General features: G+C 30.2%; 15 protein-coding genes and 1 riboswitch. Of the genes, 5 read left to right on the top strand and 10 right to left on the bottom strand.

What is annotated here, in order from left to right; all coding sequences use genetic code 11:
- Positions 1-7: 7 nt before the first annotated feature.
- Positions 8-262: a response regulator transcription factor gene (locus IPK06_15010; protein ID MBK7981284.1), complete on the bottom strand. Its 255-nt coding sequence runs from the start codon at positions 260-262 to the stop codon at positions 8-10.
- Between the two features lie 696 nt (positions 263-958).
- Between IPK06_15010 and IPK06_15005 the strand changes: the two genes are divergently transcribed.
- The gene (locus IPK06_15005; protein MBK7981283.1) at positions 959-2,365 is read left to right on the top strand and encodes an amino acid permease; all 1,407 of its coding nucleotides are present in this window, start codon (positions 959-961) and stop codon (positions 2,363-2,365) included.
- Positions 2,366-2,411: 46 nt separating this feature from the next.
- Here IPK06_15005 and IPK06_15000 read toward each other — a convergent pair whose 3' ends face one another.
- Complete coding sequence (locus IPK06_15000; protein ID MBK7981282.1) at positions 2,412-3,104, bottom strand: DUF2202 domain-containing protein; 693 nt, start codon at positions 3,102-3,104, stop codon at positions 2,412-2,414.
- Positions 3,105-3,430: 326 nt separating this feature from the next.
- Here IPK06_15000 and IPK06_14995 point away from each other — a divergent pair, with 326 nt between their 5' ends.
- The 4 genes from IPK06_14995 to IPK06_14980 all read left to right on the top strand — a co-directional run bounded on the left by IPK06_14995 (position 3,431) and on the right by IPK06_14980 (position 8,479).
- A complete protein-coding gene (locus IPK06_14995; GenBank protein MBK7981281.1) occupies positions 3,431-3,883 on the top strand; it encodes a hypothetical protein in 453 nt (150 codons plus the stop codon).
- A gap of 5 nt (positions 3,884-3,888) precedes the next feature.
- A complete protein-coding gene (locus IPK06_14990) occupies positions 3,889-5,001 on the top strand; it encodes a hypothetical protein (GenBank protein ID MBK7981280.1) in 1,113 nt (370 codons plus the stop codon).
- A gap of 72 nt (positions 5,002-5,073) precedes the next feature.
- A complete protein-coding gene (locus IPK06_14985; GenBank protein ID MBK7981279.1) occupies positions 5,074-7,092 on the top strand; it encodes an ATP-binding protein in 2,019 nt (672 codons plus the stop codon).
- A gap of 10 nt (positions 7,093-7,102) precedes the next feature.
- Complete coding sequence (locus IPK06_14980; protein ID MBK7981278.1) at positions 7,103-8,479, top strand: sigma-54-dependent Fis family transcriptional regulator; 1,377 nt, start codon at positions 7,103-7,105, stop codon at positions 8,477-8,479.
- 77 nt (positions 8,480-8,556) lie between these two features.
- Here the strand turns inward: IPK06_14980 and IPK06_14975 are convergent, their stop codons facing one another.
- The 8 genes from IPK06_14975 to IPK06_14940 form a co-directional block, all read right to left on the bottom strand.
- A complete protein-coding gene (locus IPK06_14975) occupies positions 8,557-8,910 on the bottom strand; it encodes a hypothetical protein (GenBank protein MBK7981277.1) in 354 nt (117 codons plus the stop codon).
- Between the two features lie 161 nt (positions 8,911-9,071).
- The gene (locus tag IPK06_14970; protein MBK7981276.1) at positions 9,072-9,290 is read right to left on the bottom strand and encodes a cysteine-rich CWC family protein; all 219 of its coding nucleotides are present in this window, start codon (positions 9,288-9,290) and stop codon (positions 9,072-9,074) included.
- A 2-nt stretch (positions 9,291-9,292) separates the two neighbouring features.
- Complete coding sequence (locus tag IPK06_14965; GenBank protein ID MBK7981275.1) at positions 9,293-10,600, bottom strand: T9SS type A sorting domain-containing protein; 1,308 nt, start codon at positions 10,598-10,600, stop codon at positions 9,293-9,295.
- Positions 10,601-10,613: 13 nt separating this feature from the next.
- Positions 10,614-12,539, bottom strand: a complete 1,926-nt coding sequence (locus IPK06_14960) for a TonB-dependent receptor (GenBank protein MBK7981274.1) — start codon at positions 12,537-12,539, stop codon at positions 10,614-10,616.
- The gene (locus IPK06_14955) at positions 12,529-13,053 is read right to left on the bottom strand and encodes a hypothetical protein (protein ID MBK7981273.1); all 525 of its coding nucleotides are present in this window, start codon (positions 13,051-13,053) and stop codon (positions 12,529-12,531) included. The genes IPK06_14960 and IPK06_14955 overlap by 11 nt, the downstream gene beginning before the upstream one ends.
- On the bottom strand, positions 13,046-13,258 hold the full coding sequence (locus tag IPK06_14950) for a hypothetical protein (protein ID MBK7981272.1): 213 nt from the start codon (positions 13,256-13,258) through the stop codon (positions 13,046-13,048). Before IPK06_14950 ends, IPK06_14955 begins: the two co-directional genes overlap by 8 nt.
- 100 nt (positions 13,259-13,358) lie before the next feature.
- A riboswitch (cobalamin riboswitch) is annotated at positions 13,359-13,578 on the bottom strand.
- A 106-nt stretch (positions 13,579-13,684) separates the two neighbouring features.
- Positions 13,685-14,467 (bottom strand): hypothetical protein, encoded by a 783-nt coding sequence (locus tag IPK06_14945; GenBank protein ID MBK7981271.1) that lies wholly within the window; start codon positions 14,465-14,467, stop codon positions 13,685-13,687.
- Complete coding sequence (locus tag IPK06_14940) at positions 14,454-15,986, bottom strand: response regulator (protein ID MBK7981270.1); 1,533 nt, start codon at positions 15,984-15,986, stop codon at positions 14,454-14,456. Before IPK06_14940 ends, IPK06_14945 begins: the two co-directional genes overlap by 14 nt.
- Positions 15,987-15,991 lie beyond the last annotated feature (5 nt).

Raw genomic sequence — 15,991 nt, 5'->3', positions numbered from 1 at the left:
TATTGTGTTAATCTTTAAATGTTATAATTCCGTTTCTAATGGAAGCGACAATTAGTTCAGGTGTGCTTTTAACATTCATTTTCTTCATAATATTTCTGCGGTGCGTTAAAACAGTATTTTCACTAATGAAAAATATTTTGGCAATTTCCTTATTTTTTTTCCCAAGCACAATATGCTCTAAAATTTCTTTTTCTCTTCCGCTTAATAAAAAATTAAACTCCCCATTTTTCCGCTCGTTTAGGTCTTCATCAAAATTATTCATCACATATTCATATATTTTTTTACTGTAATATTTTTCACCGCTATGAATTTTTTTTGAGGCAAATATTAACTCATCTTTCGACGTATTCTTTAGCAAATATCCGTCTAATTTATATTTTAATAATTCACTTATGTGCTTTCTGTCGTTATAATCGACCAATACTAAAATTTTTAATTTGGGAAAATCAATCTTAATTCTTTCAATTAATTGGCAAGTTTCGTCCTTACTTTTTTCAACTTCACAAATAAGTATATGAGGATTAAATTTCTTAATTTCAGTATGTATTTCTTCAGGGGCCACTCCGTATACTTCAAAATCATTCAGTCGCTGAAGGATGCAGGTTATAGCAAAATTCATTAAAAAATATTTATTCGAAATTAAAATTTTAATTCGTTCCAAAAAAAACCTTATTAAGACTAAATCTAAATTACTTAAAATTCGGAATTTTTCAAAATGATTATAAAAGTAGCTATGATTTTAAGAATTCTGGAAAATTTGGTTTTAATCAAAATTAAAGTTTATTCGGAATTTCCATTTTACAAATAAGTATTAATTAAACCATTCCAATTTTTACATTAACTTTTAATACAATTACCTGGTTTGTTTAAATTTTACAATAATTTGGAAGAATTAATTTATGGGATTATTAATTATTTTAATTAAATTCAAGACAATATTAATTTATAAAACATTGTAATGAAAAATTCAGCTCCCAAAACAGAATTAGTCAGAAGTTTAACATTAACCGCATCAATAATGATAGTCGCCGGCTCAATGATAGGCTCCGGAATATTTAGAAAACCGGCTACAATGGCGGGTCAATTAGGTTCACCTGAATTACTTATCATAATTTGGATTATTGCCGGCATTATTACTTTCATTGGTGCTTTAGTAAATGCTGAAGTTGCCGGAATTATTGATTCAACTGGAGGTCAATATGTTTACTTCAGAAAAATGTATGGTGACGGAGTAGCGTTTATTTACGGCTGGTCGGTTCTTTCTGTAATTCAAACCGGAAGTCAAGCGGCAATCGCATATGTTTTTGGTGAATATTTAGGTTATTTTATTAATTATCCACAGCTTCCGCAAAGCTTGCAGGATTTTACATTTTATATGCCGTTGGTAGGCAATATTCATCCTTTCTTTGAATTCGGACCAAAAGCCGCTGCAATTATATGCATATTATTTTTAACCGGAATAAATTATATCGGTGTAATTTTCGGCGGAATTGTACAAACTATTGTTACAATTATAAAGATAGCCGCAATTATTGCCTTGGCTGTTGTGCTAATTACATTAGGCAACGGTTCATTCGCCAATGTTATTACAGGATTTTCAATTGCGCAAAATAATACAAGTGAATTGATTTCCGCTATTGGACTCGCACTTGCCGGAGCTTTCTGGGCATATGACGGCTGGAACAATGTAACTTTCATTTCCGGAGAAATGAAAAATCCGCAGAAAAACATTCCTCTTGGTTTGCTTTACGGAACATTAATTGTAATGGCGGTTTATGTAATTATTAATATTGCCTATTTATACATTCTTCCAATTGACGTTATGAAGAAATCACCTTTAGTTGCCGCATCTGCAATGGAACTTATTTTCGGTCAATCCGGAGCTTCAGTAATTTCTATAGCCGTAATCATTTCAACATTCGGCGCTCTCAACGGAAGTATTTTAGCTTCCGCAAGAGTTCAATTTGCTATGGCAAAGGATAACTTATTTTTTAATTATTTAGGTAAAGTACATCCAAAATTCGGAACACCTCACACATCTTTAATTATTCAGGGATTATGGTCAAGTGTACTTGTCCTTTCAGGATCCTTTGATACAATAACCGATTATGTAATTTTTGCGGCTTGGTTGTTTTATATGCTTGGGGCTTACGGAGTAATTGTGCTAAGGAAAAAGATGCCGAATGTAGAGCGACCATTCAAGGTTTGGGGATATCCGTATCTGCCGTTGATATTTGTTGTTTTTTCTTTTTTATTTTTAATAAATTCAATAATCGCCGACACAGAAGACGCGGCGATGGGAACAATTTTAATTTTATCAGGTTTGCCTTTTTATATTTACTGGAAATATTTTTCGAAAAAATAAAAACCTCCCAAAGGAGGTTTTTCCTATCTAAAGTTGAGGATTCATCCTACCTATTTCGTCCTCTGCCTCTGTTAGAACCTTTTTCAATGCTAGTTGAAACAATTGCTTCAAACTGATCTTGATCAAGATATTGCGCCTTGTAATCAACTTCCTGTGCCTCTAAATTTTGATTAAATGCTCTTAAATGATTTCTTGAACCGCGCATTAGATTATTGTAAACATATGTAATATCTTCGTTATCGACTTTTTCCAAATTTTTCTGAAGATCCAAAATATCAATTTCTTCAATTGCCGCACCAACTTTCAAAGCTTCTATTAAAGATGTATTTCCCTTTTCTATCAATGTGTTATAAAGTGCCTGTAAATCCGGATTGCTGAAGACACCAACTTCATCAGAGATAACCGGATCCGTAATTTGATATTTATCCAATAAAATTTTTATAGCGTCAGTATGTTTTTGTTCACTTTTAGATATGTTATTAAATACATTTGCATTCCATTTTTTATATAAAACCAAATAAATATCTCTTGCAAGTTTTTCTTCTTCACGCATAAATACTAATCCTTCATTTTCATCAGAATTAATTTCTTCAATTGGCATTGCCTTTAAAACCTCAGAAACATCGCCTGAATTAATAACATTGTTAGATTCAACCGGCGAATTGCATGCAGTAATAATTATTATAGTTGTGAATGCTGTTAATATTAATTTTGCGAATATTTGACTTAAACTTTTCATTTGTCATTTCCTTTTTTTTTCGAACAGTCGACAATTGGTGTGCCAAATCTCAAAATTTCATTTCCCAATATTTATTTAATAATTAGAAAAACTTTAATTCAATTTTCGACCAGTTTGTCGATGCTTTCGACGAAAATGTTGGATTTAAAATTTTAGTTAAATTAGAAAATTAGAAATAGAATTAATTTATTAATCACAAAAACCAAAACTCTTTGAATTTCCTCAATTTCCTTTTGTTTTTAAATACTAAAAATTTTCAAACAAAAAGAATACGATTGGCACAATTCTTACTACAATTCTACATTACAATATTCAGCGAGGCTAAAATGAAAAAAAAAATCATACTTTATTTAATGCTGTCCGGATTCTTTGTATTTAGCAGTGTTCAATTTGCTCAGGATTCATCATCGGCACAAAATCAAAATAAAATTAAAATGCAAAATGCCGAAAGAAATCAGCATGGGAATAACTTTGTAGACGCAAACGGTGACGGATACAACGATAATGCGCCTGATCATGATGGTGATGGAATTCCGAATGGATTGGATGAAGATTATAATGGAAAAGGTAAAAAAGGTTTTGTTGATTTAGATGGAGACGGAATTAATGATAATGCGGGAAACAATCGTAACAGTAAAAGATATGGAAATAATAACGCGAATAAAAGGGCCGTTAATGCACAAAACGGAAATATAAACGGCGCCGGCAATAATATAGATAATTCCGGCAGCGGTAATTCCGGAAAAGTCAGAAAAGGCGGGAATGGCAAAGGAAATTAATTAAATTGAAAACACCAAAATATTTAAATAAAAAATTATACATTTTTGCTTTGTATTTTATTTCACAAAGTTTGTTTGGGCAATTGAACTTCAGTTTATCAACTTCACAGGAGTATTCCGATAATCCATTTCATTACCCTATCCCGGTTTCTACATTGATTAGTTCTTTAGATTTAGGTATAGAATATAAATTGAATAATTTAGGATTTGGTTATTACGGCGATTATTCAATATTTCACGAAATAAGCGACAGAAATTTTTATTGGCATCAATTTGGTTTTTGGAATTCTGATGAAAATCTTATTTACGGTTTATTTTTGGAACAAAGAATTAATAACTCAAATTATGAATTTTATAACCTAACAAATTATAACGGATACACTAAATATAAATTACCCTTTAATGATCTCAACTGTAATATAAATGCATCTTTAAGCTATACCAATTATTCATATCTAAACGATTTGGATAATTTACTTGGTTCGGCCGGCATTGACTTTAATAGAAGTTTTGAGTCCAAAACCACTATAATGGGAGGAATTTCCTATAATTATAAAAATTATTTTGAAACTGATCTCAATGATCCTTCAATAATCGGAGATAGTTTGGAACAATCATTTTCTTCAAGCGCATTTACCAGTCAATTTAATTTTTATGGAAGAATTGCTCAATCAATATTAGAAAATACCGGCTTGGCTGTTCAATATTCGCAGCAAAACATTATAGGCGGCACTGCAAAATATATAAGACAATTAGACTATGTTTACGGCGATGAATCTCAATACTTCGATGATCCAATCAGTTATGAATCTAATTCAATTTCAGCTCAATTAACTCAATTATTTGGTGATAATTTTATGCTTAAAGGCATTTTTACTTACACAAAAAAAGAGTACCCTTCGCAGGGGATTTATTTAAGCGAAGAATTGTTTGATTCAAACATTTTACGAAACGATAAACTTACTGCTGTGAATTTTTCATTATCCAAACGTTTTGAATTGGAAAATAGTTATATTCTGCTCTCTCTGTCTTATATAAATACAAACAATATTTCCAACAGTTATTGGTATAAATACAAAAACAATCAATTCAATATTCATTTTGATTATCAATTTTAAGTTGATATTTTTCACGAAATGGAAAGTGTAATTTCACAAAGATTCTTTAAAAAATAATTATTTCTAATACGAGTGAAAATTTTTAATAAAGTTGATCTTCAGCCTAAGAGTTTAATTCTAATTTTTATTGCGGTAGCAATTTTAGTAATATCTTCCGTTTTGTTTGAATATTACCAAAGTAAAAAAGAAATGTATAATTTAATGGAGGAACAGGCTCATTCACTTTTGGAAACAACTCTTACTTCTTCAACAAACGCATTAATATCATATGATCTATTAAATTCAGAATTAAAGAATCGCTTATTCAACAATGCCAATTATATAAAATTACTTTTTGAAAAAGGGCAAATCAACAATAATATTCTTAAACATTTTGCCGAACAAAATCAAATTTATAGAATAAATATTTTCAATAAATTCGGGAAAAAGATTTTCAGCAATCATGAAATAATTCACACGGATTTGGAACCAAAAATTGATCCTAATGATGTTTTGGCTCCGATTTTCAAAGGAATAACTGATTCTTTATTTATTGGATTTAAAAAAGCGAGATTCGAAGATGGATTTAGATTTGCAATTGCTGTTTCGGCAAAAGACAGAAGCGCTATCGTTTTAAACTTGAATGCTGAAAAGATTTTGGAATTCAGAAAACAAATTGGCTTCGGAAGCCTATTAAAAAAATTAACGCAAAACAAAAACTTAATTTATACAGTATTGCAGAATTCAGACGAAATTATCGCTGCCTCCGGAAATATTTCAACCTTGGAAAACTTTGATGATTCTGATTTTTTAAAGAAATCACTAATAGATTCAACATTTGCCTCAAGAGTTATTGAAAACGACTCTTTAAATATTTTTGAAGCCGTTCACCCTTTTTCATATAATGGTAATACGGTAGGAATATTTCGTTTAGGAATTTCACTTCAGCCGTTGATAAGTATAAATCAACGAGCTATTAGAAGATTAGTAATTATTGGAATAACTCTATTCGTTTTAGGCTCCTTGCTTCTCACTTACATTTTCACGCGTCAAAATTTCGATTTTCTACAAAAAAGATTCAGAACTATAGAAAATTTTTCCAACAATGTAATACAAAATGTAAGCGATGCTGTAATTGTTTTAGATGAAGATCATTTTATTAAAATCGTTAATTCAGCGGCTATAAATTTATTTCGTTTTAATGAAAATGAAATTAATACGAATAAATTTTTTGATCTATTAAAATCAAATGATCTAATGGATATAATAAACTCAAATGATGGATTAAAACAATTAGAAATAAAAATCAATAATCAAAATAGGTACTTATTACTTTCCAAAACTAACTTTGATACGGAAAGTAATAATAAAAATACTATATTCGTTTTTAGAGATTTAACAAAACAAAAATTATTAGAGGACCAAATCCAAAGAAAAGAAAGATTAGTAGCAATGGGTGAATTAGCTTCAGGCGTAGCTCATGAAATTAGAAATCCTTTAAATACAATAAGCACAATTACACAGCAATTACAAATGGATTTTGAACCGATTGACCGAAAAGATGAATTTAAAAATCTTGCTGGCTTGGTTAATAAAGAAGTAAAAAGAATAAACGAAACAGTAAATAGTTTTTTAAGATTTTCCAAACCGGAAAAAATAATATTAACTGAATTTAAATTGTCTGATTTGACAGGTCAGATAAGAAACCTTTATATTCCAATGTTTTCGGATAAATCAATTGAATTCTTACTTAAAGCCGAATGGGACGGAATTGTAAACTGGGACAGGAATCAAATTCAGCAGGTTTTTATGAATCTTTTACAGAACTCTTTTGACGCGACAAAAAATAACGGAAACATAATATTGACAATAAATCATGAAGAAAATAATAATATAAAAATTGAAATAGCGGATAACGGTATTGGTATTTCTAAAAATATGTTAAATAAAATTTTTAATTTATATTTTACAACAAAAGCTAAAGGTACCGGAATTGGTTTAAGTATTGTACAAAGAATTATTTTTGAACATGGCGGAACAATTTCAGTAAATAGCGAAGAAAATTCAGGCACTTTATTTACAATTACTTTACCGCAATTTCCAATTATTTAATTTTAATGTTATGAAAAAACTATCATTACTTATCATTGACGACGAAGCAGCGCAATTAGAATCATTAAAAAGTTTTTTAAAAAGACGGGAATATGAAGTTCTTACCGCGTCCGATGGACACGAAGGGTTTAATTTAGTTCAAAGTAATTTAATTGATGTTGTACTCACGGATTACAGAATGCCCAATTGGGATGGATTAACCGTATTAAAAAATGTAAAAGAATTTAATCCCGAAATAGACGTTGTAGTGATTACAGCTTATGGAAGCGTTGAAGATGCGGTAAATATTATGAAAGCCGGTGCGTATGATTATTTATCAAAACCAATTGATCTCGACGAATTAGAAAATTTACTAAATCGAATTTATGAAAAGCGGTTGCTTTTTTCGGAAAACAAATTACTGAAACAGCAGCTTGTTGAAAAATTCAAATTTGATTCAATTATTTCGGAAAGCGGAATAATGCAGGAAGTTTTAAATACAGCGGCAAGAGTCGCAAATAGTAAAGCTTCTGTTTTAGTAAGAGGTGAAAGCGGAACGGGTAAAGAACTTATTGCAAAGGCAATTCATTTTTCAGGATCGAGAAAAGATAAACCATTTGTAACTGTAAACATTTCTTCCTTATCCGAAAATCTTTTGGAAAGTGAATTATTCGGACATGAGAAAGGCGCGTTTACAGGAGCAACAAATCTTCGAATAGGAAGATTTGAGGAAGCAAACGGCGGAACTCTATTTATTGATGAAGTTGGTGATATACCAATGCAAGCGCAAGTAAAACTTTTACGCGCAATTCAGTTCAATGAAATTCAAAGAATTGGAGGAAACGTAACTATTAATGTTAACGTAAGAATAATAACCGCTACACATAGAAACCTTGAAGAAATGATTAAGAAAGGTGAATTTAGAGAAGATTTATTTTACAGATTAAATGTTGTTTCTATATGTTTGCCAAAGTTAAGACAAAGAAAAAGTGATATTCCTATTTTGATTGATCATTTTATTAAGAAACATGCCAACTCAAACCAGAAAGAAGTAAGTTCATTATCTACCGAAGCCTTAGATATATTAATGAAATATGATTATCCGGGAAACATAAGAGAATTGGAAAACATTATTGAACGAGCGGTTGTACTTTGCAGATCGGATATTATTACAAAAACTGATTTACCGAAATTAGTTAATAAAATAGCTGAAAATAAAATCCTCGACCCAACCGATTTTGAAGACGGTTATGAAAATAAAGTCAAAGCTTTTGAAAACGATATTATCTTGGAAGCATTAAGCAGAACAAATGGAAATAAAAGCGCGGCAGCAAGATTATTAAACATAAGCGAGAGACATTTAAGATCGCGAATGGAAATTATAAATATTAAATACACAAAAGAATAAAATAACTTTCTATTTTTTAAAATGATTTTAAAAAAAGAGAAGCGTTTGCTTCTCTTTTTTTTAGATTTTTTTAATATTTATTTTCTGCCAGATCTTTTTGCAGTTCCCTTAGATCCGGTTCCGTCACATACTCCCGTTCCATTACCGGCACCATTAGTTTTGCCGTATCCAGTTCCATCTTGAGGCTGAACATGTGATCCGCTTCCGTCTTTTACACCGTAACCTTTGCCTGAACCTTGATTTCCCGTGCCTGCATTATCACAAATTCCGTCTCCGTCTGCATCAACCCAATTTGAACCCGGTGTTGTAGTTTGCAGGGTTTGAGATTTAACCATATTTCTTGTTTGATTATTTGCTTGCTGTGCAAAAACGCTGGTTGTTAATAAAGAAACAACTAATAACATTACTGATAAATTAATTAAGCTTTTCATTTTTTTCTCCTTTGTTTGTGTTAATGTTTGTGTAGTAAACAAAGAAAATAATGTGCCAATTTTTAATGGTATTATTTAATTAAAAAATGATTTTTTTTTTATTCTGAAATAATTTTTAAACCAAACAGTCGGATGTCTCGCCTATTATGTCGAATAAGGCTTTAGGTTAATTTGCTATTCAATTTTTGATTTCTCGATTTTATTTCATTTAAGCAATTACCGCAAAGACAATCCTTATAATTATCTTTTATGAATATCAGTTCTTGCTTTGTTAAGTAAAACTCAAAACACTGGCATTGAGTTATGTTCCCTGGTTTGCATTCAAAGGTTGAAATGCAGCGCGGGCAGTATTTAAGTTCATATTTTGATAAATCTTTCAATTTTATTTTATTAACATCATTCTGCGAGTTGAAATAAAATTACCAGATTGTAATTTGTAAATGTAAATTCCGCTTGAAAGATTGCCTGCATCGAATTTAATCGAATAATTACCTGATGATTTTCGCGCGTCAACCAAAACCGATACTTCATTTCCGAGAATATCGTAAACAATTAATTTAACGTTTGATGTTTCCCGATTGGCGTTTGACGGAATACTAAATTCTATAATTGTATTTGGATTAAAAGGATTGGGATAATTCTGGTCTAATTTAAAGTCACTAGAAATTAATTCATTATTAATAGAAACCGTATTTTCATCATAATTTAATGCAACTCTTCTTGGCGCTATACCGGTATTATAACTATTCAATAACTCTCCGTCATTATTATAAACGTTTAGTGTCCCGTTAGAAGAGAAATCTTTAGCATCGGTTAAATAATGTTTACCCGCGATATAATCATAGCTATATCCATAAGCAAAAATAATATTGGGATCATCGACAACTGTTTTTGGTTCACCTGCATTTAAATTTAGTCCGATAATTTTATTTGATCCTGATTTGAAATAGATCATATCACTTGATTTATCAACATAAATATCATTTCCAAATCCTGAATCGGTTACCAAAAAAGAGTCAACTTTTTCAAATGTTGTTAAGTCAACTTTATAAATTATACCGCTTGGACATCCGACCAATAATTTACCATCATTTGTAATAGCGAGCGAGGAAGGATTTAATTTAACTTTTATATTATGTATTACTTCATCAGTCTCTGAATCAATTACGGTTATTGTGGAATCGGAAGCTCCGCCCCAAATACCGTTGTTTGCCACAAATACTTTATTATTGTAAGAAATTATTTCCTGCGGGTAAACTCCAACTGTAAGGTCTTTTACTTTACTAAAATCATTTTCATTAAGAACTGAAACTCTGCTTGCAGGTCCATTTGTAATATAAATTTTTCCATTTGCAATTGTAATAGAATAAGGATTTGTGCCAACTTCTTTAGAATTAATTACGGTTCCATTTGTATCAAGTTTGTAAATTTTTCCAGCTCCGCCAAAACTTCCCTGCTCAACAATATAAACCTTATCATTTTTTATAATCATTCCATCAGGGTATAATCCAATATTTCCGGGAGAGAAAATATCTTGTGTAAATATTTGGGAAGTAATATTTAATTTGCTCAGCATAGATGTTCCGGCGCTGAATCCGCCTTCCGATAAAACATAAACATCTTTAAGCTGTTGAGCATTTATGGAAATAACAAAAATAAAGTATAAATATATTATTAAAGTTTTTTTCATAGAATTTTCCTAATTAGTAATTCACTGTTAAAGTAAGTTTGTAAAAACGCAAAGGCATTGGATAGCCGGATACGACTTCATATTTTGTATTTGTTATATTGTTAATTTCCAATTTAAATTTTGAAACCAACTCAAACCAATTGATTTGATAACTTATATTTCCATCTATTGTATGATAAGATTTCACTTCAATTTTATTTTCAAAATCGGAAAAATGCTTTCCGCTTAATGAGTAAAAAATGTTCATATCCAAGTTTTTATAATTTGTTCCAAAATTTAAGTTTGCGGCTTGCAAAGGTATGTATGGGATATATTTATTTTGTGTTGGATCACCAAAATAAGCAGAACTCGTTTTACGCGTATTTGTAATTTGAATTCCTGAATTTATATTTATTTTAATATTTTCAAATATCGATTCAACAAGATCAATTGATATTGAAAAATTATTCGACAATGATTCCGCAATATTTTTTGGTTTCCATAGTCCGTTTGTTTGCGGAACCCAAACAATTTTATTTTCCGCCGAAATATGCGTATATGTTAATTCAATTTTTCCATCTAATACATTTGAAAAAAAATAATACAATCCGCCTTCAACATTAATTGATCTTTCCGATTTAAGATTTTCGTTACCTGAGTTTTTCCAATAAAGATCGTTAAATGAAGGCGCTCTGAAATTACTTCCAACATTTGCTTTAATTCCAAATTGGCTTATAGCTAACGGCTTAAAGTTTATACCGAATTTATAAGTAAAAGTACCTTCATCTATATCCGATATATAGTCATATCTTAACGATGGAAATATTATTAATGATTTATAAAAATTATATGAGGATGATAAAAATAATGCGTGCTGATTTCGAATTATTCCATCTAACAATTCACGGCTTTCTAAAGACGCATTTGTAAATTCGTATCCTGAAGTTATTCCGTAAATATCATTTTTAAACCTTAATTCACTGCTGCCGGAGTATACCAAATTTTTATAAATACTGCGGATAAATTTACCAACCGAATAATCCAATAAATTATTTTGATAGCCAAAATTAGTTTTAAGGAATAAATTATCAGTTAAATTATTATCAAGCGTTAATATATTACTCCAATTTCTATCTTTTTGTTTTGTAGGCGCGGGAGTTGTACCTGTTTCTATACCGGGTATCTGTTTGTTTTGATCCGCATAAGTTGAAAAGAATTTTATTACATTTTTATTATTTATTATGTATTGTGTTCTTAATCCAACATCGCTTAATATATACGCCGCGTTCTGCCTTTCTTTAAGTTTATCTTGAAAATAATATTCATAATTTCCGTCAGAAGATTCTTTATTATAATTTATACCAATGTTAAAATTTTCAATCTCTTTGTATGCGTTAACTTTATAACCCAAAGTATTAAACGAGCCTTGAGAAACCGAAGCTCCGAATTTAATTGATTTGTTTTGCGCTAAATGTTCCTTGTTTTTTGTAATTATATTAATAACCCCGCCAATAGCGTTGCTTCCATAAAGAGAACTAACTCCATTATTAATAAATTCAATTCTTTCAATAAATTCTTTCGGAATAATGGAAAGATCAATTTGAGAATTTTGAAATGAATTTAATTTCATCCCGTCAATCAAAATTAAAGTATGTTCGGCACCCAATCCGTTAGTGGATATTGTACTTAGCGCCGGAGTTAATCCATACGACTTAATAAAAATATTGGATTTTGTCTTTAATATATCGGGCAGTCTTTCGCCGTTTACAGATTCAATTTCCTTTGCTGAGATTACTTCAATTTTTGTAGGAACATCTGAGAGTTTTGTATCAATCTTATCTGAAACAACAGTTATTTCATCCAGGGAATAATTATTAATTACAAAAGATGAATCTTGTCCAAATAAATAATTGGCGCAAATTATTAAAATTATTATTATATGACAGTACTTAATTTTCAATTTTTAATTCTTTTATATATGGAATGTATTTTTTCAGCAATTCAAAGCTTCCGAATAAAAGTATGGTATATGTTAAATCACCACCTAGACTATTTTGGAAAAAAGGAATTGCTGTGATATAACATTTAATTAAACCATCAATTGTATGCGGATAATAATTACTAATAATCCAAACAGCAAAATTTGTTATTACAAAAAATATTACAGAACCCGAAATTGCCGCAAGACCAATATTGATTGGTGTTTTTTTCTCTCTTAATTTGAATCCAATAAAAACAATTATTGCGAAGCTTGTGTAAACAGCGGGAATTAAGCGATGAAATCCCAAATAAATATCACTTAAAAACATTGCGAGCAATGGAATTATAAACGATAATTTTTTATCACCGAAATATGCTCCGCCGAATATTGCAATTGCAGCAATTGAAGAAAAATTTGGCGGATGCGGAATAAATCTGGATGCCGCCGCGGCAATAATCATAATAGTGATTAATGAAAATTTATATTTATTCATTATTCAACTCCTTTTCTTGAAAATCATTTTTGAAATATTTCATTTTAATCATTTCAAAAGAAGAGTGTACTGAACGAATAAATTGCAGTTTTTTCATTTCAATAAGAAATGTATTAATATTTATTTTATTGTCTTGAAAAAAAATTGAATTGGTTTTAATTAAAAAGCCATATTTAACGGCTTCTCTTAAGACGAGTCTGTTCACAGTTTTCCCGCTATGATTAATAATGAATTTTAGTAATTAGAAAAAAGAAGTTTGTGAAATGGAAACAGAGTTTGAATCAGCTTCAATTCCCGAAAGCTTCTTTTTTATAGAACTTAAAGGCAGGTCTCCTGGCTTTTCCGAATTATAAGCGCCTTCCCGTTCTTTTTATTTTTTGAACAGTGGCATATTGCTTATAAAATTTTATTCCGTAACAACGGAATCAGAATTACAGTTGCGGGTACAGCTCCGGAATTTCCCTTTTTAAAGAATCACCGGATTCCCTTTTAATTCGTTTTGATACCTTTTGTTTTATGAATTTAAATAAAAGTAATTGAGACACTAATTGCAAATTAAATTTAAATAATTTTTTTTTACTTAAATTTAATTTGATTAGTAAATTTGTTCGTAAAGAATAAAAATGAATTTTTATTCGGAGTAAACCAGTGTGTGTTTCACTGTTTTATTTGTATCTGACATGTTAAAACTGTTACCGGTCATTGAATTAATAAAAAGCCCGCAGCCTTGCATTTTTATAATTCCGATATTTTCCGCAAGCCAGACATTTGCGTTATACGTTTGGATTTTACTTTCCATAATGTTGTTAAGATTAGGAATATTTATTGTAAGCGTGTATTCAAATTTATGTGCCTGTGTTTGCTGGGAATTATTTAATGCAACAGATTCTTCACCAAGATACTGTGCTGTAAGTGAAAAAACGTTAAACTTAGCCGTCCCCATAATTGCATACGCTTTAAAAACTTCCCAAGTCGAATTTTTTTCCAAAGGAAATTGAATTACTTTAAATGTTTCATCCATTTCCAATTTTACCGAAAGATTCAATGAATCCGGAATCATATTTGAAGTGCCGTTTGTATCGGCAATTATCTCAATTGAATTTTCAGTCATTTTGAATTTTGTCTTTAAATTCAGCCCCTGCAGATAATTATAAATTTCACTGCATACGATGTAATCGCCGTCAATTTTATCCACGCTGAATGTTCTTTGTCCAATTTCAACATAACTTGCGGAATTATTATCCAAAGTATCAACGTTATATGAAAATGTTTTTCCAACTTCCAAAGGTAAAAGTTTAGCAATTTGATCTGAATAATCCGTAATTTCAGGATCATTTCCATTTGTTGAATTATCTGAGCATTTTATAAAAAATACCGTTAATAATATTGCAAGAAAAAGTTTAACTATTTTCATTCTTCAATTCCTTATTAGCTTTATAGATATTATTGCTGTTAGAATTCATAAATCTTATACTGAATTTTGTACCGACACCTTTTTTACTGCTTACTTTAATGAAAGCATCATTTAATTCGCAATATTTTTTTACAAGCGCCAATCCCAAACCGTTTCCGTCAAATTTTCTTCTGTATCCGCTTTCTTCCTGCGTAAACGGTTCAAAAAGCGTTGGTAAAAATTCTTCTGAAATTCCAATTCCCGTATCTTGAATATCTACGCTTAAATTTCCATTTTCATCATTGAAAACTACAATTTCAACATGACCTTCTTTTGTATACTTTAATCCATTATCAATTAGATTAACAAACAATTGCGAAAGCGAATATTTGTCTCCCAGCAATTTTGTTTTTTCTGTTTTATTATAAAATTTGAGTTCAAGTCCTCTTTGTTTTGCGGTATGTTTAAATTCTTCGTAAAGATTTTGGAGTATATCGTCTACAAGATCAATATGTGTTCTAAATGTTTCAAAAGTACCCGATTGAAACTGAGCCATATTTAAAATTGAATCGATTGTTCTTGTCAATCTTCTGCTGCCAAGATCAATAGCGTGAAAAAGTTCTTTATAATTTTGCGCATCATCAGCCGTCAGTTCGTTTTGAAGTAGGGAAATGTAGCTTAAAATTGTATTTATCGGAGTTCTGATTTCATGAGACATTCCCGCAAGAAATTCTGTTTTTAATCTATCTGATTCTTCAGCTTTTTCTTTTGCTTTTATCAATTGAGTTTGATACTGTTCTTGTAAAGAAACGTCTTCTATTGTACCGTCAAAAAATGGTCCGTTTTTGTCGCCTTTTATTAAATTTCCACTTATACTTACCGTAATTATTGATCCGTCTTTTTTCTTTACAATTTGTCTAACACTGTTTATCGATCCTTCAAATTTTATTCTGTCAATTAAATTGTTCCAAGCATCAATACCATTGATAAGTATAGAAAAAGTTTTTTCATTTAACAGTTCATTTGAATTTGAGTAACCGAGAATTTTTACTAATGCCGGGTTTACTAAAACAAGTGTTCCTTCCAATTTTGTTCTGAATATTCCCATTGTAGAATTTTGAACCAAGCTTCTAAATCTTGCCTCATTTTCTCTAAGCTTTGTTTCCATTTTATGTTTATACAAAGCCATTTCAATTGTTGTATTTAATTCTCTTTCTTCAAACGGTTTGATTAGATAACCGAAAGCATCGGAAACTTTTGCTCTTTGTAAAGTGGAATCATCCGCGTTTGCGGTTAAATAAATTACGGGGATATCTGAAAATGATCTTATTTTGGTTGCGGTTTCAATACCATCTATTTCGCCTTGTATCATAATATCCATTAAAATCAGATCGGGTTCTTCTCTAATTGCATTTTCAATTGCCATCTGACCGTTTGAAACAATTCGCATTACTTCGTATCCCATTGCTTTTAGGCGTTCTGCTATTTCCATAGCAATAATTATTTCATCTTCAACAACAAGAATTTTTGCTTTTTCCATAATTA

Source organism: Ignavibacteriota bacterium (assembly GCA_016713565.1).
In the GTDB taxonomy this organism is placed as follows: Bacteria; Bacteroidota; Ignavibacteria; order Ignavibacteriales; family Melioribacteraceae.
Note: the sequence above shows the minus strand (reverse complement) of the source record. Positions and strands in the feature narration are given on the sequence as shown.